The organism is Atopobacter sp. AH10, from assembly GCF_003664595.1.
In the GTDB taxonomy this organism is placed as follows: Bacteria; Bacillota; Bacilli; order Lactobacillales; family Aerococcaceae; genus Atopobacter.
In genome coordinates this window covers 59,976-79,025 of the sequence record NZ_QXPZ01000031.1, presented here as the reverse complement: position 1 = coordinate 79,025, position 19,050 = coordinate 59,976, and the positions used below count along the sequence as shown (strand labels likewise).

The window sequence follows — 19,050 nt, the reverse complement described above, 5'->3', positions numbered from 1 at the left end:
AATGTTCAGATTTTCATTTTATCTTTATCAGCGGTCTATTTCAACAAATTGACTTAAAGAAATACCTCCCATCCCAATCATCGGATCAATAATTTGAGCATCTACTATAGCATCAGTGAGCGTTCCTAGATTATTCCCCTGATCTCCCGTGCTTTCTTCTTCGACAACAAATCCATCTCCAGTAACTACAGAAGATTTAGAATGGGATTTTCCCTTATCCAATTCACTTGTCAGAATGGTCTCTCCATCTAAAGGCGATGGCTGAGTCGAATTCTTCTTTCCTCTATCTTGTAGGGTGTAGGCTTCTTGTCTTTGTTCTCTTTTGCCTTTTAGAGAAGTACTCGTTTTTCCTTTACCTTCATTGGCTACTTTTAGAGAAGTGCTCGTTTTTTCTTTACCTTCATCAGCTACTTTTAGAGAAGTGCTCGTTTTTTCTTTACCTTCATCAGCTACTTTTAAAAAAGTATTTTTCTTCTCTTGGCCTTCAACAACCTTTTCATCTACAGAAGACTTTTCCTCAGTGCCAGTTGCCTCCTCATCATCAATCACTAGATTAGAATGGCCTAAATCTCTTGGATCCCATTCTAAAGAAATAAGATGAGCGAGTAGGGTTTGACGGTCTTTTGCCAAGGTATGGATGGCTTCCTTAAAAGCATCCGGTTCCCCAATTAAGATCAACTTCTCTTTGGCTCTCGTTAAGCCTGTATAGATCAAATGGCGCTGGAGCATACGATGAAAAGCTCCCACCAGCGGAAGAATAACCACTTTAAATTCACTACCCTGAGCCTTATGTATGGAACAACAATAAGCCAATTGAATATTTTTGAAATCCGCTTTAGTCAGATTGACCTCAATTTGATCAAATTGTAGAATCATTTCTTCCTGCTTGGACTCGGTATATTTCCCATTAACAATCCCTGTAATTTTCCCAATATCCCCATTATACACGTTTCGTTCTGGATCATTCACCAAATAAATGACCTTATCTCCTACGCGATAATTCTGTTTATAAATGGTTACTTCCTGATATTTTCCAGTTTTGGGATTCAATTCCTTTTGTAGTGCTTGATTTAAGGCCTCAATCCCTGCTGATGTTCTATACATAGGCGCAAGAACCTGTAAATCGCCTAAATCATAGCCCCTTTTTTTCACTAAAGCAGCCGTTTGTGCCACCACAGAGGCCACTTGATCCATTCGGCAAGGGATAAAACTGTGATCAGATGTTTTCATAAATAAATCATCTGGGCAGACCCCATCTTTAATGTGATGAGCCAGGTTAACAATCGTTGATTGCCCTTTTTGACGATAAATATGCGTCAAGCGCTCTTTTCTAATAACATTATAAGATAGAAGATTATGGAAAACCTGCCCTGGCCCAACAGAAGGCAATTGATCTTGGTCTCCTAAAAGAATAACTTGACATCCCTTTGGCAAAGCCTTCAAGACTTGATTCATTAGCCAAACATCTACCATAGACATTTCATCAATGATTAGTAAATCCGCTTTGATATCTTCACTTGCTCCATCCATGGGATCTTTTTGATTTTCTTGCCCTGTCAAGCCCAGCATACGATGAATAGTTGAGGCAGGCATACCTACAGCTTCCTGCATCCGCTTAGCTGCCCTTCCTGTTGGGGCTGCTAAACGAATAGGGCACTCCTTATAATCCATGCTATTTTTAGATGGTAATTCTATCCCACGATAATGAGCATAAGCTTCAACAATCCCTTTAATGAGGGTCGTCTTCCCAGTACCTGGGCCACCTGTGATCAAGAAGAAAGGATGACTGAGGGCTTCTAAAATAGTAGAAACTTGTTTGTCATCATAGTGAATACCAATTTCTTCTTGCACACTAAGTAAGGACTGGCGCATTGCTTCCTTGCCTTTTTCATCCAAGCAGGGGGGCGCTTTTTTTATTTTTTCTAGGTGATTAAAGATCCCAATTTCAGCATAGTAGAGGTTAGGAATTGTAATCTGTCCATGTTCGACGACGAGTACCCCTTGACGAACAGCTGTATCAAGAGCCTCATTGACATCTTCTTCTTTAATTAAGAAGGCTTGCAATTTTTCGAGCAAACGGATCACTTGTTGACGAACTCCATCAAGTGGCAACAAGGTATGTCCACTTTGATAGCAAATAGCCTGCGTTACTTCAAACCATCCCCCGATTAAGCGACGTTCATCATCTGGCATAATATCCAGCTGTTGCGCCACACGATCGACAATTGCAAAGGTCATTCCATCAATGTGATAGATTAATTGATAAGGATTTTCCTTGGCTAAAGGAACAGCATCTTCTTTATAATGCCGCCAAAGAGACTGGGCTTCACTTGGCCTAAAACCTATTTGGGACAACTCAATTAAAGTATAATCTGTCCCTAAAGCTATTTTTAAATCCTCCAAGAATTTAGCTTGTTTCTTTTTCGAAAAACTAGGAATTCCTTCTAATCTTTCGGGATTTTTAAATAGAATTTCTAAAGATTCCCCCTGAAGGCTTTCGACAATAGCCTCGGCAGTCTTTTTCCCTATCCCTTTAAATTGCTCTCCTGATAAATAAGCCACTAAACCAGCTGCCCCTATTTGTTCCGTTAGAGCGTAATCTTCCACACGAAACTGCAAACCATACTTGGGATGAGTCACCAATTCACCTGAAAAACGATAAGCTGTTTCTTGATGGAGGGTTCCAAAATACCCTGTAATGACAACTTCATCATCCGGAAGGCCTTCGATATCTTCATCTTCAGTTCGCTCAACGATAGCTACCTTATAAAGAGAATCCGGACTCTCAAAGAAAAGCCCCTTCACCATTCCCGTAAAAGCTATCATCTACACCCCTCCTCCATTTTGTGAACTAGTCTGTTTAAACTTCTAGATGTAAGTTATAAAGAATTTGCGAAAAATTTATTGGTAAGGTAAAATTTCTCCTTTTTGATAGGCACGATCAATCAAGCCTCCGCCCAAACATTCACGACCATCATAAAAAGCCACAGCTTGACCAGGTGTAATCGCTCTGACTGCTTGATCGAAAATAATCTTAACCTTGCTTGGGTCATTAGGATTTGGAATAACTTTTACTCCCGTATCCTTTTGGCGATAGCGGAATTTAGCCGTACAGGTAAAAGCTTCTGTCCGAACAAAAGTCGTATAAGATACTGAAGAAGCCTCTAAACTATCGGCATAAAGCTGAGGATGATGAAAGCCTTGCCCCACATAAAGCAAACGCTTCTTAAAATCCTTACCAATAACAAACCATGGCTCATTGCTTTTGCCACCGCCACCAATTCCTAAGCCCTGACGTTGGCCGATGGTATAGTACATCAAACCTTGATGCTGCCCCTTTACTTCACCATCTAGAGTTACCATATCTCCTGGTTGGTTAGGGAGATAGTGCCCCAAAAACTCTTTAAAATTGCGTTCACCGATGAAGCAAATCCCTGTCGAATCTTTCTTATGAGCTGTCTTTAAACCTGCTGCTTCAGCTATTTCTCTCACACGACTTTTTTCCATATCACCTAATGGGAAAATAGCTTTTTTAAGTTGTTCTTGCCGTAATTGGTTCAAAAAATAACTTTGATCTTTATTTTCATCGGCACCTCTTAACAAATGAACCACACCTGATTCATCCTTAAAAGTCGAAGCATAATGCCCCATAGCAATCTTATCCGCCCCAAGAGTCATGGCATAGTCAAGGAAGGCCTTAAATTTAATTTCCTTATTGCACATCACATCTGGGTTAGGCGTCCGACCTGCACGGTATTCTGAAAGAAAGTACTCAAAAACTCTATCCCAATATTCTTTTTCAAAATTCACAGCATAGTAAGGGATGCCAATTTTTTCAGCAACAGCTTTCACATCAGCATAATCTTCTGTTGCAGTACATTCACCAAATTCATTCTTTTCATCCCAATTTTTCATAAATAGGCCAATGACTTCATAGCCTTGTTCTTTCAAGAGTAGGGCAGAAACTGAAGAATCCACTCCCCCACTCATTCCAACGACCACTCGTTTGGCTTTAGACATAATATCACCATCATTTCTCTCGCATTTATCTGATCGATTTGAAGGTCGATAGACTATGCTATTATAACACAATATCCGTTCTTTTGCCTAAATCACGGGATTCCTCAAGCTTTTTTCAAGGATAGATCCAGTAGACCTTTCCCTCTAACGTCTTCTACTATGTCTTCTTTCAAAAAAGAGTCAAGTTCGATAGCTTTTCTCTATACTTTTTCTTTTTCAAAGAGTCATTTAAAATGGGCTCTATACTTTAACAAAGTGCCCAAACAAAAGCACACCGATCCTACTCCTAAAAGTACAATCGATGTGCTTTATAAATTGACTTAAAATCTTTTCTTACTCATTATTCACAGGCTGCTACAGTTTCCATTCCGTCAATGTAACTTTCACGTTTGAAACCAGGGATAGTCATCATAGCCGTAAAGCTAATCAAGTACAAGGCAGAAAGGAAAAGCATAACAGAAGTTGTTCCTGAATGGTCCATAATCATCCCGATGATTAGCGAAGAAAAGCCCCCGATTGCTCGTCCAACATTCAAGATAATATTGTTAGCAATAGATTGAATACGGGCTTCATACAAACGACTAACCACAGCACCATAACCGGCAAACATTCCATTAACAAAGAAGCCCATAAGCGCTCCACCAAAGAGCAAAGCCATTTCAGAACGAATCAAGCTAAAGAGATATACCGCTAGTGCAGAAGTAATAAGGAAAGTTCCAAAGACTGCGCGCGGACCAAAGGCATCTAAAAACCGCCCAAAGCAAATCATCCCACAAGACATCCCCATAATAGTGGCGATCATCCACCAAGAAGAATTCCCTAGAGAAATCCCTGCTTGCTTTTGCATCATAGTTGGCAACCAGTTCATCATCCCAAAATAACCTGCAATTTGCACAGTTGTCATCACCATTAACATTAACGTTTGGTGGGTCATTTCTTTAGTCTTAAACAAATCTTTAATACTTGGTCGATCATTTGATCCTTCCTTGACTACATCTGGTTGGAAAGATTTTTCTTCTTTAATAAAGAATTGGAGATAGAAAACTATTAATAGAGGGAAGAGGCCGAATAAGAACAAAGCTCTCCAGCCTAAACGACTAAGAAACAAACCAGCTATCGTTGCAGAAGCGATTGAACCGACTTGGCCAGCAACCCCATTAAGTGAAGAAATACGCCCCATACGATTAGCAGGAACGATATGCGCCATGATGGACAAGGCAATCCCATATTCCCCACCGACACCAATACCTGCAATGAAGCGCAAGAGATACAGAACATAAATGTTTGGGGCAAAGAAAATGCCTACAGTAGCTAAACTGAAAATAGCTAGGGTCCATTTGAACACTGTCATTTTATTATGCCGGTCTGCAAGGACACCAAACCATACGCCACCTAAAAGCATCCCTAAGTTTGTAATGGTTGCAATCATACCAGCTTGAGCATTTTTTAAAGAAAATTCTGCAATAATACTAGACATAGAAAAAGCGAGAAACATGACATTCAAGTCGTCAGTTCCTGAAGCGATAATGGCCGCTACAACAGTTCTGATTTGATTTTTAGTTAAAGACATGGCTAGTCCTCCTTAAATTGACACTCACAGATGCCTTTTATTTATGGCTTCGAAATACGTCGATTCCTTTTTAATAACTTCTAAGAAACTCCTTAGCGTCCTTCCATCGTTTGACGCCAGTTAGCAATAACAGCTAAATCTTCATCGTCTAGAGAGTGTTGCGCCTTAGCTACCTCTACCAAATGGCTGATACTCGTCAAGGTATGCAATGGGAAACCAGCTTCTTCAAAATTCTTCCGACTTTTCTCAAGTTCATAAGTAAAGATCGCTGCTACTCCAACTACATTCGCACGTTCAGCTACCACACGAGCTGCTTCTAAAACAGATCCCCCTGTTGAGATCAAGTCGTCAATCAAGACCACTTTATCCTCAGCCTTTAAGACTCCTTCAATTTGCGTCTTACGTCCATGATCTTTTGCTTTCCCACGAACATAAATCATTGGTAAGCCTAAGATATCACTCACCCAGGCTGCATGTGGAATACCAGCAGTAGCAGTCCCTGCAATTACCGTAGCATCTGGATAATTCGTCTTGATTAATTCAGCTAGAGCTTTTGCCACTTCTTGACGTTCTTTTGGATAGCTCAATAATTGGCGATTATCGCAATAGATAGGACTAATAATGCCACTGGCCCAAGTAAAAGGCTCTTTCGGACTTAAAACAACAGCTTTTTTATCAAGTAAGATTTGTGCCATGCTATCTGCAATAGTTGTCATATTATTTTTCTCCTTTGAAAGCCTTTAAGAAGGCGTGATAAGTATTTAATGGGTCAGCAGATTGTGTTATCGGCCGCCCAACAACAATAAAGTCTGATCCAGCTTGTCTTGCTTCTTCTGGCGTTGATACACGAGCTTGGTCGTCTTTTACTGAACTAGCTAAGCGAATCCCTGGTGTTAAGCTCTTCAACTTCCCATCACTTAATTTTTTGATTTCAGGAACTTCTCGAACAGAAGAAACTACCCCATGAATGCCACTCGATAAGGCTAATTCCGTCAAATGGCTAACAGATTCTGCTACCGAACCTGGAATAGCTAATTCCTCATTCAAGCAAGTTTGATTAGTTGAAGTCAATTGGGTGATGGCAAATACATCTGGGCGGAAAGGCCCTTCTTGCGACCCCTTAACTGCAGCCTTTAGCATTTCACTTCCTCCAAGCGCATGGACAGTTACAATATCCACTGGTAGATGGCTCAATTGATACAAGGCTAAGTAAACCGTATTAGGAATATCATGACATTTTAAGTCTAGGAAAATTTTATGTCCTTCTTCAGATAAACGTTTCACAATATCTGGTCCAGACATATAAAATTGAGACATTCCAATTTTTAAAGCCAATCTTTCCCCTTTAAACGGCTTTAGAAAATCCCACAACTCTTCCTCTCGGTGAAAGTCTAATGCGATAAACAAATCTTGCATTTTTTTCCTCCTCTTCATCATAAAAAAAACCAAGGCAATGTCTGCCTTGGCGGAAAGTTCGCTAGAAATCGCCTAATTTCCCCCACGCAGAAGAAACTAGGGCGTATCAACCTCTTCCATGCCTCACAGGACATTGTTAAAGAAATGTTACACTGTATCAATTCATCAGTGCTAGTCTAGCGAAACTTTATCAACTTGTCAACGACTTTTGTGTTTTTCCTTTGATCTTAAATGCCTTCTACTATAGTAGTAAGTGATAGAAACTGGCAATAAAGCCATTATCCAAGACAAAGGAGCCGCCAATATTCCCCCTAAAAAGCCAAAACGTGGAATAAGCACCCAGGCACTAAAAGTACGTGTACACAACTCTAATATCCCAGCAAAAGTTGGCACTAGGCTGTGCCCCAAACCTTGGATCGTATAGCGGTAAATAAAAAGCAAAGCTAAAAAAGAGTAGAAAAAGACAGTCACGTGAAAATACTGACGGCCTAGCGCTAAAATATGCGGATGCTCTCCTGTAATAAAGAGTCCAACTAAGCGATCAGCTAATAAGTAAAAGAATCCTCCCATTAGCCAGGACATGACTAAAGAAATCTTGACCCCTGTCGTTACCCCAGCCCACATTCTTTCGTATTTTTTAGCGCCATAATTTTGCCCAATATAAGTGGCCATGGTCATGCCAAAACTCATCAAAATTTGGATCCCTAACTGTTCAATCTTTGAAACTGTCGTATAAGCTGCGACAACATCTGCTCCTAAACCATTCAAAGCTGTTTGTAAGATAATTGCCCCTATGGCAATAATGGAACTTTGGAAACCAATGGGTAGACCTATTGTTAAATGCCGACTAAGTTCCTTTTGACGAATACGCCAATCTTCTTTTTTAGGGAGAAGTATCTTGACCTTTTTACCTATATAAAAGAAAATCATCACATCTGCTAGAAAAACGGAAGCCAAAGTGGCATAAGCTGCTCCCTCAACCCCCATCCCTAGCGCAAGAATGAAAGTGATATCTAATACGACATTAACTAATGACGTCATGATCAAAAAGATCAAAGGCATCCGACTATCCCCTAAAGCTCTTAAGCAATTTAGCCCCCCATTTAAAATGGCAAAAAGGATTAAACCCGCAAAGATCACATGGATATAATTAAAGGCTTCTTGGTAGATTTCTTTTGGTGTCCCCATCAAGTCCAACAAATTTCTTGTTTGCGTGAGCGAGAAAATAGTCATTAAGACCGAAACAACTAAAGAAACAAGGATATTTAAGGCAAAGCTCCTTCGTAAACGTGGATAATCTTTCGCTCCATAGGCTTGAGCAAGTGGCACTGCTAAGCCACTCGATACACCTTGTATAAAGCCCATAATAAGGAACATCAAACTCCCAGCAGCTCCGACACCAGCTAAAGCATGTACACCCAATGTTCGCCCTACAATAAAAGTATCTGCCATATTGTAGATTTGCTGAAAGACATTTCCCAACAAAAGCGGAATGGCAAAAGATAACAACAATTTTAAGGGCTTGCCCTTGGTCATGTCTAAAGTCACTGGCTAGTTCCCTTCTTCTTTCTTCTCTACCACTCGCAAAATATGCGCTGCTTCAAAATTCTCTAATATAAAGCGAAGTTTTTCCATCGCCATTTCTGGATTGGCTAACTTTGCTAAATTCAGTTCCCGTAATTTATCCGGTCCAACTACAGATAAAGATAAGCGTTGACTCGTTAAATCCACATAAGCTCTTAACTGCAAGCCTCTTTTTTCGCTATTAGGTGTATCTAAATTTCTCAAAAATTCAAATCGTCCATTTTTCAATGGGGTAAAACCATTATCTCTTAATGTATATTTCTTACAATCTGGATGAATAGCATAAATTCTATCTATCCCTTTAATTTGAGCCTGTGTCCCAATCGCCATTTTAAAACCTCCATTCTTATCTCATGAACAATAAAACATTAACTTCTTTGACCTTTTTTAAAAACATCAATCAAGTGATCCAAATCTTCTCTACTTGTTTCTAAACCAAAAGATATCCTGACGGAAGATAATAAGCGTTCGTCACCTTCTCCAAACATGGCAGTCAAAACTGGACTTGGTTTTAAACTTCCAGCTGAACAAGCTGAACCAGCAGAAATCATAATACCCGCTAAATCAGCCAAAATCAACCATTGACTAGCTTCTTTACCTGGCAGATAAAGATTCAGGATATGTGGAGAATGAGCGCTTCTCGATCCATTTACCCGATAGCGAATTCCCTGCTCATCCATTTTTTCCAAAAGATAGTCTGTTAAGGCTTGATAATTTTCACGGTGATCTTTTAAATGTGCTCTGGTAATTTCTAAGCTATGCGCCATCCCTACAATATAGGGAACATTCTCCGTACCAGCGCGGTGACCACTTTCTTGACCTCCCCCAACTAAAAGAGAGCTAAATCGTGCCGGATCCTTGACATATAAGATCCCTACACCCTTTGGCGCACGAAATTTATGAGCAGAAAAAGTAGCAAAATCAACATGCCATCCCTCAAAATCCCAATCAACTGTTGAAACAGACTGAACCGCATCCGTATGAAAGTAGCAAGGGTGTTCGGCTAAAATTTCTCCAATTTCACGAATAGGGAAAATAACCCCTGTTTCATTATTGACCGTCATCAAGGAAACTAAGCGCGTATCCTCCCTTAAAGCTGCCTGAACTTGTTCAGAAGTGATGATTCCTTCCTCGTTCACCGGCAGATAAGTCACCTCAAAGCCTAGTGATGCCAAACGTTCTGCATTAGCTCTAACACAGGAATGTTCAACATTAGAAGTAATTACATGCCCCGACTTATACTGCTTAGCCACCTGGTAAAAAACAGCATTCGTTCCTTCTGTCGCCCCTGAAGTGAAAATAATTTCATGAGGGTCTACCGCCAAAATTTTCGCCAGCTTTTCACGAGCTTGACGCAGTTTTTCTGCCACATGTTGCCCTTCTTGATAAGTTGCCGATGGATTAGCCCAATCCTTCTTTAAACTTTCTTGGATCAGGTCTAAAGTGCTTGGATCTATGGAAGTTGTTGCTGCATTATCTAAATAAATCATGCTAGCCCTCCTCAGAAAATCAATTTATTTATGTTAAAATAAACACGTAAACAATCATATTATAACGAATTTACACCAAAAAATGAACGGAAAGGGAGATTATATGGTTAGACCTTTAGCCTTTCGCCTACGACCAGAACGTTTAGAAGATATTATCGGTCAAGAACATTTAGTAGGCGAAAATAAAATAATTACACGAATGGTCAAATCGAAGCGACTTCAATCCATGATATTATATGGTCAACCTGGAATTGGAAAAACTTCCATTGCTCAAGCCATAGCGGGATCAACACATTTACCCTTCCGAATGCTTAATGCAGCAACAGACAGTAAAAAAGATCTCCAAGAAGTGGCAAAAGAAGCTAAACTCAGTGGTCAAGTTGTCTTATTATTGGACGAAATCCATCGCCTGGACAGGGGGAAACAAGACTTCTTACTCCCCCTTTTAGAAAGTGGCTCTATTATCTTGATTGGTGCTACGACTGAAAATCCCTATATAAGCATCCATCCAGCCATCCGCTCAAGAACACAAATATTTGAACTTTACCCACTCACTCCGTCTGATATAGGCAAGGCCATAGACCGTGCCTTAAAGGACAAGGACAAAGGCTTGGGGCAACTAGCTATCAAACTTGACCCTCTAGCTAGACAATTATTATGCTCGGCGTCTAATGGAGATTTACGTAGTAGCTATAACGCTTTAGAATTAGCTAGCCTATCCACACTTCCAGATTCAAATGGTGTCATCCACTTAAGCTTAGAAGTAATGGAAGAATGTTTGCAAAGAAAAGCTATCAGCCATGATGCCTCTGGAGATAGTCACTATGATGTGATCTCTGCTTTTCAAAAATCCATTCGTGGTTCTGATGTTCATGCTGCCCTACATTATCTGGCACGGCTTGTTGAAGCTGGGGAATTAGTCACTATCACTAGACGTCTTTTAGTCATCGCCTACGAAGACATTAACTTTGGTAATCCTGCTGCTTGCCAAAGAACTGTTGCAGCAGTAGAAGCAGCACTGAAATTAGGATTCCCTGAAGCCCGTATCCCTCTAGCTCATGCCGTCATAGACCTATCCCTTTCCCCTAAATCAAACTCTGCCATTAAAGCCATCGATGCTGCCTTAGCCGATGTCAGACGTGGAAAAGGTAAATCCGTACCTGATCTATTAAAAGACAGCCACTATTCTGGCGCTAAGGAACTCAATCATGGTGTTGGTTATCTCTTCCCTCATGATTATCCCGGTCATTATGTCAAACAAAACTACCTTCCAAAAGACCTATTGGGTACCAGCTATTTCATCCCAGTAGAAAATAGCAAATACGAAAATGCTCTCAAGCAACAATTGGATAAGTTCTCATCTGAATCATCACATCCTCGTCGCTCATAGAAATCTTTCTATGCTAGATTTTTTCACCCTAATGTTCACTTAAATGACTTGACTTCCTAAAGGTCTATATTCTGCTCCTACATGAAGGGATCAGCTTAAAAGCTTTGGGAAAATTTCCTTACTCCATGCCCACAATATCCTTTAAATTTTTAAAAAAATATCCTCTAGGCGCCTTAATTTGCTATTTTTTATTGAAAAAGCGATTTCATTATGCTAGTATAAGAGTGTAGAGATCTGAGATGTTCGTGGCGTCCTATCAGTGTTGACCGAACAATTATTTTTACTCTAGGGATTCTATGTGTGAGATAGAATAACATGCCACATCACATGGAAGTTAGCCGATCTGTCCAAGAAGCCCACCTGCTAATTTGCGGGTTCAAACTCAAAGGATGCATGACACGGCATCATCGGAAATCTATAATAAAGTGCAAACTTTTAGCTACTAGCTTCGGCTAGTAGTTTTTTTGCTTCTCTTTAGCTTTTCGATCAGCTAAAAATTCGGTATAATAACTCGTAGAAGCTCCCTCTACCCTCTATATGCATTTGGGTAGCTTTTGAAAAGGTGACAGTTGCTCTATGCACAAATCCTAGCCTTTATATGCATTTGGGTAGCTTGGCAAAAATCTAGGAGGATTCTCATGGGTATACGCTCTTTATTTAACGATTTATTTTCATCCAAGGACTTAACCGTAGTGACATTTGGAGATAGTTTAACCTATCGCTATGAAGACCAAAGCAGTCCCGTTTTAACTCAAAAATTGAGTCAACTGATCCCAGAACTCAACTGGATTAATGCTGGTGTATCTGGGGACGATATTCTTATGGCCAAGAAACGTTACAAGAATGATGTCTTGAGTCACCATCCAGATGTTGTCACTTTCCTATTCGGGACAAACGACTCCTCTTTTCATCACAATGTACCAATTGAAAGTTTTAAACAAACTCTACTAGAAATGTTAGACCTTTTAGGCGATGAACGAGCTATTTTAATCACTCCTCCTCCAGTAGATGAAAAGAAACAAGTTGGTAAGCGAACTAATGAACGTATTCAACGCTATAGAAAAGTTATTCTTGATATTGGAAAGATACGAAAAATTCCCGTCATCGATCTCTATGAAGAATTCATTACTCATCCTAATTTTCCTGAAATACTCAAGGGGAATTTAGATGATGGCTTACACTTTGGTGAAGCAGGCTACAATCTTTATGCCGCAGCTATCGCTAAATGCCTAAAGGAAAATTTCCTAGCTGAATAATTTAAATTTAGAAAAGCCTATACCCTTTCTTTTATTCAAGAATCGGCTAGACAGGCTTTTCTCTTTTTTTGCGTATTATACATGGAACAAGAAAATAGACCAAGTAGCTTTGTAGACTTATCCCTTCACCATTACGCTTAAATCCCCTCATCCTAAGAAGTATCCCTATTATAGCTACTCATTCAATATTTCAATTCTCTTTATCCCCTTTTATACTTTTGCTGGAATGAGCCATCCAGCAGATAAATCTCTAAAAAAATAAACTCTTATCTCATAAATGTGCTATAATGAAATTAAGGAAACGTTATAATCAAGGGAGGGATCCTCATGTTACCACAATATCAACATATACTTGTCCCAGTCGATGGGTCAGAAGAAGCCTATTTAGCCTTTAAAAAAGCTGTCGTTGCTGCTAAAGAAGATGGAAGGCCTCGTGATCTTGTTCTAGCTCACGTTATTGATACACGTTCACTCCAAACACCAACAGGATTTGATGGAGATTTTACTGGTGAGGTCCTACGTCAAACCAAGAGCGTCTTTGATGAATATAAACAATACGCCAAAGATCATGGCGTTGATCATCTCGAAACAGTTATCGAGTATGGCTCACCAAAAACTGTTATTTCCAAAGACTTGCCAAAGCGCTATAATTGCGACTTGATCATGATGGGTGCTACAGGTTTAAACGCTGTTGAACGTCTTCTCATCGGTTCTGTCTCTGATTATGTTATTCGTAACGCAGACTGCGATGTTCTAATCGTTAGAAAACCATAACGAGCTCGTCACTTTCTAAAAGCTTATTTCTATATTATTGTCCTATTTATAAAAAGGGCGCCCTACTCCAATAAGTAAGGCGCCCTTTTTATTGCGTTCGTTTACTCTTCTAGCAATTTTTCTTATCTTAGACGTTCGATATCCCGTGCAATCATTAATTCTTCATTAGTAGGAATATTGAAGACCTTAACCTTAGCATCTTTTGTAGAAATTTCTAAGTCTTGCCCACGTTTTTCATTTAATTCATCATCAATATCGCATCCGAACCAGGTGATACCTTCGATAACTGATTTACGAATAACTGAGCTATTTTCCCCGATCCCAGCTGTAAAGACAATCGCATCTACACCATTCATGGCAGCTACATATGAACCAATATATTTTTGCACCTTATAGACAAAAATATCCAAGGCTACTTGGGCACGGTGGTTCCCTTCTTCTGCAGCGGCTTGTACGTCACGGCAGTCAGAGGATACGCCTGATAAACCTAGAAGGCCAGATTTGTGGTTTAAAATATCAACCATTTCATTAATATCGGTCATACCTTCCTTATTCATGATAAAGGAGACCAAAGAAGTATCTACATCCCCAGCTCTGGTTCCCATAGTTAAACCTGCTAAAGGTGTAAAGCCCATAGAAGTATCAACAGATTTCCCACCATCAACAGCTGTAATAGAAGCGCCGTTTCCTAAGTGACAGGTCACAATTTTTAAATCTTCAATTGGCTTGCCCATCATTTCTGCGCAACGTTGAGCTACATAACGGTGACTCGTCCCATGAGCTCCATAACGACGTGCCCCATATTTTTCATAGTATTCATAAGGCACAGAATACAAATAAGCTTTTTCTGGCATTGTTGTATGGAAGGATGTATCAAAAACAGCTACACTTGTCACATTTGGCAATACCTTCTTGAATGCACGCATGGCAACAGCTTCAGCTTTGTTGTGTAATGGAGCAAATTCCGCCAAATCATCAATCTTTTGAATATCCTCATCTGTATCCATACGAGCAGAATCTTTAAACAATTCTCCACCAGCCACTACACGATGCCCTACACCGGTAATTTCAGAAAAGGACTGGATAATCCCAAGTTCTTCCAATTGATGTAAAAGAATTTCGACAGCAACTTCATGGTTAGGGATCGCTTCTTCAAGTTCGAATTTTTGATCATCCCCATATTTAATCGTTACTTGAGATAGAGGTAAACCAATACGTTCAATTAACCCCTTTGAGATGACTCTTTCTTCTGGCATTTGGAATAATTGAAATTTCAAGCTAGAAGATCCAGCATTGATAGCAATAGATTTGGTCATTAATGTCGCTCCTTTTCTTTTTACTTCGATTGGTGTAAGGCTTTCCATTCCCGTCCTCAAACCTTTCAAAGTAATCCAGTCATATGATTTTCTGATTACACTATAACACACTTTGCCGCCATTGATGTAGCGTATGTACAAATTCTTCTAATCGTTCTTTATCTGAAAATTCTGGGATTTGCCCCATTAAGGCAGGTTTAGCCTGTTTAGCCCCATCTCCTGATTTTTGAATCAGCAAAATGCCCTTTTGTTGGCTTTCTGTTTTAAAGAAACTCTTCGGCAAAGAAAGAAGGGCTTGGAGGTAGCCTTTTCCCTTTAAAAATTGCATTAACTTTTGTATCGTTTCGATATCCAACTGCTTCATCGGCAAAAGGAAACAAGCCCATCCGCTCTCATTAAGATAATTGATACTCTGCTCGATCAATAATTCATGCGCATAACTCATTCCATCTTTTCGCCGTAATTGGTAACGTCCTGCAACATTTTCTTTTGGATAATAGCCCACCGGAAGATCGCTTACCATCAAATCAGCAGGAGACAATAACAAATGTTCCAAACTATCTTGAAGGTGCACCTTGACCGGCAAATTCAAAATCTCTCGCACATTCTCCGCTAAAGCGACTAATAGCTCATCGACTTCCACTCCATCTCCAGCAACTTCGTGATCCTCCTTTAGAGACTGAATCACAGAATAAAGCAAAAAACCTCCGCCTAAAGTTAGATCAGCCACCCGAATAGGGCGCTCTATTGGTGACATCAATTCCTTAGCCAAAAGACTGACTAAAGCGTTAACCCCTTCAGGAGTAGGGGCATGATTCACTTGAAGACCCATTTCCCTTGCGACTTGAAAGTAGGCTAATTGGACAGCTTTTCGCCAATCTTCTTGGCTTGGAGATAAAGCTTTCAAATAGGACAACTCTTCTTCAATTAGACGAACTGTTTCGTCTGTTGGTAAATGGTCTATTTGTTGAACCTTTCCTTCTACGATATTTTCAAGGCTCTCAATCAAATGCTCCAGTTCATTTCCTTCCACATCTTTGGCGAGTAATTCCCTTGCCTTTTTTAAAGCTTCGAAGACTTGGTAACTTTTATCCGTCATGGCTCCCTCCCTTTTTACACAAAAAAACTCTATCCCACCATGTTGGCAAGATAGAGTGAATCATTAAGCTTCTTGAGCAACAGGGTAAACGGAAACTTTCTTCCGGTTACGACCTAAACGTTCAAAGCGTACTACACCGTCTGTTTTAGCAAACAAAGTGTCATCGCCACCACGTCCAACGTTAAGACCTGGATGGATCTTCGTTCCACGTTGGCGGAAAAGAATAGAACCACCTGTTACGAATTGGCCGTCAGCACGTTTAGCGCCAAGACGTTTAGATTGGGAGTCACGACCGTTAGCGGTTGACCCACCACCTTTTTTATGCGCAAATAATTGCAAATTAAATTTTAACATGTTGCACCTCCATCTGGTGTTTGTCTTATCTTTAGCTGTTTGGGATATTCATCGGCAATTTGTACTAAAGCAAGATACAAGTGATCCAATAGAAGTTGGCTATCATGCACCTGCTGCTCTGTAAGATTTTCTGGTAAACGGACTTTGAGTAGACCTTCATCCACAGCTTGAACGGTTACTTGACTATCTAGCCCAACCAAGGCTTCCAAGGAATTAACCGTTGCAATACAGAGACTACTAACTGCTGCGCAAACTATATCTTCTCCATAAGGGGCAAACAAAGCATGCCCTTGACAGGAAAAAGCAAGCCAGCCAGTCGACGACCTTTCCCACTGACAGTTAATCATTTTCTATGCGTTAATTTTGGAAACAGTCAACTTCGTGTAAGGTTGACGGTGACCTTGTTTACGATGGGTGTCTTTACGACGTTTGTACTTAAAGGTTACAACCTTCTTAGCACGCCCTTGTTTTTCAACGACAGCTTCAACGCTAGCGCCTTCCACAAGAGGAGTCCCAACTTTTACATCGTCACCAGCAACTAAAATAACTTCATCAAAAGTTACCTTATCACCAGCTTCGACTGCTAATTTTTCAACAAAAATTGTTTGGCCTTCTTCGACCTTCAATTGTTTGCCACCTGTTTTGATAATCGCGTACATATCTGCACCTCCTATTTTGAACTTAGACTCGCCAACTAAAAGTGCCATAAGGACTTATTTACTCTCAGTCGTGCGGTTGTAGCTGTGGTGCGACACAAATACAACATGAGTATTTTAACACGCTTATTGCTTCAATGCAAGCTTGTTCCTATAAAAAAAGAAGCCCATAAGAGCTTCTTTAACCTCTGATTCTATTTTCCTTCCCTTATCTAATCAACGAAAAAACTTTTCTATCCAGTCATTTTGATAGATCAGGAAAGCTACTCAAGACTCGCTAGCAAGAATATTCTTTTAATCAGCAGCAACTTATTTGAAAAAATTCTTCAAAAATAGCCATCCTTTTAGCAATCTACTGCTTTGAAAAGATCCAACGTCTCAATTTATAAAGAGGCATATACAAAATAAAGAAAGCTAGCGTGTTGAACAAAAGTGTCGGCCATAGACGAGAAACAACAAACACTTGCCAATTCGTATGTGCCACACCTGTTAGCTGATAAAAGACGTATACAGAAAATTGCACATAACTAATTGCTAAAATTTCTAAAGTAGTCGCTAAGATGACATGTTCTTTAAAGAAACGGCTACACAGTCTAATCAAGTAAGCCATCAAGAAAAAGAGCGTAGCATATAGTCCATAGTAGCTTAAATAATAGGTATCATATAATAAACCAACGAAAAAAGCATAGTAATGAATAGGATAAGCCGAAGCGTAAAAGCTAAAAAAAGCTATCACAATAACTGAAATTTGTGGCACAATGACTGAATTGCCTGACAAGAATTCTGCCCCAAGCAAAGCCTGCATTGACCCATCCAAAAGTACCATTAAGAAAAAGAAAATGGGCAAAATGTAGTGGCGTTGAAACTTCATCTACTCACCACCGCTTCCGCTGGCTCGACGCACGACTGTCACATAACGGATATCGTTCATATTAGCCGCATGTTTGATCCGAGCTTCTTTAAATAAGCCATACCGGTCAAAGTGAATATCGTCAACAGTTCCAATAAACAAGCCACGTGGAGCGGCTCCACCTAGTCCAGAAGTGATCACCTTATCGCCAATTTTAAGGTCAGCTTCTGGATCTATTTGATTCATTAAGAGATAATTGGCATCATCTGGATTACTAGTGACCGTTCCGTAAACAGAATCCCCATCCACTTGAACCAAGGCTGCCACCCGTGTTTGAGAATTTTCTGTATTAGATAAAAGAGCCACCTTAGAAGATTTATTATTCACTTCGACAATCTTCCCAATTAAGCCATTACCGCTCATTACCACCATATCACGTTCTATCCCATCGCTTTTCCCTTTATTGATCACCAATTGTTGGAGCCAATTATCTGGATTCCGTGCAATAACAGTCGCATTAACTAAGCCATATTGATTGAGACTATCCACCAAACCTAACTGATTTTTCATCGCCTCATTATCTTTTTGAAGCTCAGCCACCTTGACTTCCAATTCGTAAACCGATTCAACCTTCTTCTTTAAATGCTTGTTTTCATTATAGGTATTAAAAAGGTTCTTTACTGAGTTGGTGAGATCTCTCAAAGCGTTCCCTGGATAAGTCACCGCTCGCCCAGGAAAAGCAACAGCATCATTAATCACAGACGTTGCAAAAGACTGCTCATAACGAGAACTCACCGCATATAAACTCGCAATACTGATCACGGCAATCAAAAGACTGATCACTTTTTTATTGGAAAAAAATTGATTCACGTTTTACCCTCATTTTCTTTCATCTTTAGCTTGTTAAGCTTTATTCGTTATTTGGAGTGATTTCTCTATTACCATCAAAGCACTCATCAATTGAAAAGAAAGACTAGAAGTTCACTAGCTCATCCTAAACTTCATCCATATCTTGACCTGTTGCTAAGAAAGTAAACAAAATGTTGCTAACTTTCGGTGCTATTTCTACTTGGCAATAGGAAAGTCGTCCCTTCTTATCCCGTTATGCTTCATTATAACAAACTAGCCAAGCTATTTTCATCCTAATCCTCATATTTTTTAGATTTAATCGCCAACATTTACGAAGAAGAATTCTTCAATAATATCGTAATCTAGACTATTCAAAAGATTTTTTACTTCTCTTAGCTTGCTTGATATTCAACTTATTTCCCCTAT

Annotated in this window: 18 protein-coding genes, 1 other RNA gene and 1 other annotated feature; of the genes, 4 read left to right on the top strand and 15 right to left on the bottom strand. The window is 39.8% G+C overall.

Annotated features, from left to right (window positions below; genetic code table 11):
* Positions 1-27: 27 nt before the first annotated feature.
* The 8 genes from D3H64_RS07140 to D3H64_RS07105 form a co-directional block, all read right to left on the bottom strand.
* Complete coding sequence (locus tag D3H64_RS07140; RefSeq protein ID WP_121565564.1) at positions 28-2,826, bottom strand: ATP-dependent RecD-like DNA helicase; 2,799 nt, start codon at positions 2,824-2,826, stop codon at positions 28-30.
* Positions 2,827-2,901: 75 nt separating this feature from the next.
* Positions 2,902-4,020 carry a tRNA 2-thiouridine(34) synthase MnmA gene (gene mnmA / locus D3H64_RS07135; protein ID WP_370448461.1) on the bottom strand — a complete coding sequence of 373 codons (1,119 nt, stop codon included), beginning with the start codon at positions 4,018-4,020 and terminating at the stop codon, positions 2,902-2,904.
* Positions 4,021-4,360: 340 nt separating this feature from the next.
* A complete protein-coding gene (locus tag D3H64_RS07130) occupies positions 4,361-5,590 on the bottom strand; it encodes an MFS transporter (RefSeq protein ID WP_121565563.1) in 1,230 nt (409 codons plus the stop codon).
* 92 nt (positions 5,591-5,682) lie between these two features.
* Positions 5,683-6,306: an orotate phosphoribosyltransferase gene (gene pyrE / locus D3H64_RS07125; RefSeq protein ID WP_121565562.1), complete on the bottom strand. Its 624-nt coding sequence runs from the start codon at positions 6,304-6,306 to the stop codon at positions 5,683-5,685.
* A gap of 1 nt (position 6,307) precedes the next feature.
* On the bottom strand, positions 6,308-7,006 hold the full coding sequence (gene pyrF / locus D3H64_RS07120) for an orotidine-5'-phosphate decarboxylase (protein WP_121565561.1): 699 nt from the start codon (positions 7,004-7,006) through the stop codon (positions 6,308-6,310).
* 198 nt (positions 7,007-7,204) lie between these two features.
* Positions 7,205-8,554 carry an MATE family efflux transporter gene (locus tag D3H64_RS07115; protein ID WP_121565560.1) on the bottom strand — a complete coding sequence of 450 codons (1,350 nt, stop codon included), beginning with the start codon at positions 8,552-8,554 and terminating at the stop codon, positions 7,205-7,207.
* Positions 8,555-8,557: 3 nt separating this feature from the next.
* Complete coding sequence (locus D3H64_RS07110) at positions 8,558-8,920, bottom strand: cysteine desulfurase (RefSeq protein WP_121565559.1); 363 nt, start codon at positions 8,918-8,920, stop codon at positions 8,558-8,560.
* Positions 8,921-8,958: 38 nt separating this feature from the next.
* Positions 8,959-10,080, bottom strand: coding sequence for a cysteine desulfurase family protein (locus tag D3H64_RS07105; protein ID WP_121565558.1), 1,122 nt, complete (start codon positions 10,078-10,080; stop codon positions 8,959-8,961).
* A gap of 103 nt (positions 10,081-10,183) precedes the next feature.
* On the opposite strand from D3H64_RS07105, the gene D3H64_RS07100 reads away from it, so the two are divergent.
* The 4 genes from D3H64_RS07100 (at position 10,184) to D3H64_RS07085 (ending at position 13,500) form a co-directional block, all read left to right on the top strand.
* On the top strand, positions 10,184-11,470 hold the full coding sequence (locus tag D3H64_RS07100) for a replication-associated recombination protein A (RefSeq protein ID WP_121565557.1): 1,287 nt from the start codon (positions 10,184-10,186) through the stop codon (positions 11,468-11,470).
* 228 nt (positions 11,471-11,698) lie between these two features.
* Positions 11,699-11,888: non-coding RNA, 6S RNA (gene ssrS, locus D3H64_RS07095), on the top strand.
* Between the two features lie 220 nt (positions 11,889-12,108).
* The gene (locus tag D3H64_RS07090) at positions 12,109-12,726 is read left to right on the top strand and encodes a GDSL-type esterase/lipase family protein (protein ID WP_121565556.1); all 618 of its coding nucleotides are present in this window, start codon (positions 12,109-12,111) and stop codon (positions 12,724-12,726) included.
* 327 nt (positions 12,727-13,053) lie between these two features.
* Positions 13,054-13,500: a universal stress protein gene (locus D3H64_RS07085; RefSeq protein WP_121565555.1), complete on the top strand. Its 447-nt coding sequence runs from the start codon at positions 13,054-13,056 to the stop codon at positions 13,498-13,500.
* 122 nt (positions 13,501-13,622) lie between these two features.
* Here D3H64_RS07085 and D3H64_RS07080 read toward each other — a convergent pair whose 3' ends face one another.
* The 7 genes from D3H64_RS07080 to mreC form a co-directional block, all read right to left on the bottom strand.
* Positions 13,623-14,816, bottom strand: a complete 1,194-nt coding sequence (locus D3H64_RS07080; protein ID WP_121565554.1) for an acetate/propionate family kinase — start codon at positions 14,814-14,816, stop codon at positions 13,623-13,625.
* Between the two features lie 100 nt (positions 14,817-14,916).
* Positions 14,917-15,915 (bottom strand): class I SAM-dependent methyltransferase, encoded by a 999-nt coding sequence (locus D3H64_RS07075; RefSeq protein WP_121565553.1) that lies wholly within the window; start codon positions 15,913-15,915, stop codon positions 14,917-14,919.
* A gap of 63 nt (positions 15,916-15,978) precedes the next feature.
* A complete protein-coding gene (gene rpmA / locus D3H64_RS07070) occupies positions 15,979-16,269 on the bottom strand; it encodes a 50S ribosomal protein L27 (RefSeq protein WP_121565552.1) in 291 nt (96 codons plus the stop codon).
* Positions 16,263-16,616 (bottom strand): ribosomal-processing cysteine protease Prp, encoded by a 354-nt coding sequence (locus tag D3H64_RS07065; RefSeq protein ID WP_121565551.1) that lies wholly within the window; start codon positions 16,614-16,616, stop codon positions 16,263-16,265. The genes rpmA and D3H64_RS07065 overlap by 7 nt, the downstream gene beginning before the upstream one ends.
* Before the next feature lie 3 nt (positions 16,617-16,619).
* Positions 16,620-16,928, bottom strand: a complete 309-nt coding sequence (gene rplU, locus D3H64_RS07060) for a 50S ribosomal protein L21 (protein WP_121565550.1) — start codon at positions 16,926-16,928, stop codon at positions 16,620-16,622.
* A gap of 14 nt (positions 16,929-16,942) precedes the next feature.
* Positions 16,943-17,016 (bottom strand) — a sequence feature (ribosomal protein L21 leader region).
* Between the two features lie 261 nt (positions 17,017-17,277).
* A complete protein-coding gene (gene mreD, locus D3H64_RS07055; RefSeq protein ID WP_121565549.1) occupies positions 17,278-17,796 on the bottom strand; it encodes a rod shape-determining protein MreD in 519 nt (172 codons plus the stop codon).
* Positions 17,797-18,645 (bottom strand): rod shape-determining protein MreC, encoded by an 849-nt coding sequence (gene mreC / locus D3H64_RS07050; protein WP_121565548.1) that lies wholly within the window; start codon positions 18,643-18,645, stop codon positions 17,797-17,799.
* Positions 18,646-19,050 lie beyond the last annotated feature (405 nt).

Bases quoted from the DNA above. Each gene is read 5' to 3' on its own strand.
- D3H64_RS07105 (WP_121565558.1), bottom strand. From the start codon at position 10,080: ATGATTTATTTAGATAATGCAGCAACAACTTCCATAGATCCAAGCACT.
- rpmA (WP_121565552.1), bottom strand. From the start codon at position 16,269: ATGTTAAAATTTAATTTGCAATTATTTGCGCATAAAAAAGGTGGTGGG.
- pyrF (WP_121565561.1), bottom strand. From the start codon at position 7,006: ATGCAAGATTTGTTTATCGCATTAGACTTTCACCGAGAGGAAGAGTTG.
- D3H64_RS07140 (WP_121565564.1), bottom strand. From the start codon at position 2,826: ATGATAGCTTTTACGGGAATGGTGAAGGGGCTTTTCTTTGAGAGTCCG.
- D3H64_RS07065 (WP_121565551.1), bottom strand. From the start codon at position 16,616: ATGATTAACTGTCAGTGGGAAAGGTCGTCGACTGGCTGGCTTGCTTTT.
- D3H64_RS07110 (WP_121565559.1), bottom strand. From the start codon at position 8,920: ATGGCGATTGGGACACAGGCTCAAATTAAAGGGATAGATAGAATTTAT.
- mreD (WP_121565549.1), bottom strand. From the start codon at position 17,796: ATGAAGTTTCAACGCCACTACATTTTGCCCATTTTCTTTTTCTTAATG.
- mnmA (WP_370448461.1), bottom strand. From the start codon at position 4,020: ATGTCTAAAGCCAAACGAGTGGTCGTTGGAATGAGTGGGGGAGTGGAT.
- rplU (WP_121565550.1), bottom strand. From the start codon at position 16,928: ATGTACGCGATTATCAAAACAGGTGGCAAACAATTGAAGGTCGAAGAA.
- D3H64_RS07130 (WP_121565563.1), bottom strand. From the start codon at position 5,590: ATGTCTTTAACTAAAAATCAAATCAGAACTGTTGTAGCGGCCATTATC.
- pyrE (WP_121565562.1), bottom strand. From the start codon at position 6,306: ATGACAACTATTGCAGATAGCATGGCACAAATCTTACTTGATAAAAAA.
- D3H64_RS07080 (WP_121565554.1), bottom strand. From the start codon at position 14,816: ATGACCAAATCTATTGCTATCAATGCTGGATCTTCTAGCTTGAAATTT.
- D3H64_RS07090 (WP_121565556.1), top strand. From the start codon at position 12,109: ATGGGTATACGCTCTTTATTTAACGATTTATTTTCATCCAAGGACTTA.
- D3H64_RS07075 (WP_121565553.1), bottom strand. From the start codon at position 15,915: ATGACGGATAAAAGTTACCAAGTCTTCGAAGCTTTAAAAAAGGCAAGG.
- D3H64_RS07100 (WP_121565557.1), top strand. From the start codon at position 10,184: ATGGTTAGACCTTTAGCCTTTCGCCTACGACCAGAACGTTTAGAAGAT.
- D3H64_RS07085 (WP_121565555.1), top strand. From the start codon at position 13,054: ATGTTACCACAATATCAACATATACTTGTCCCAGTCGATGGGTCAGAA.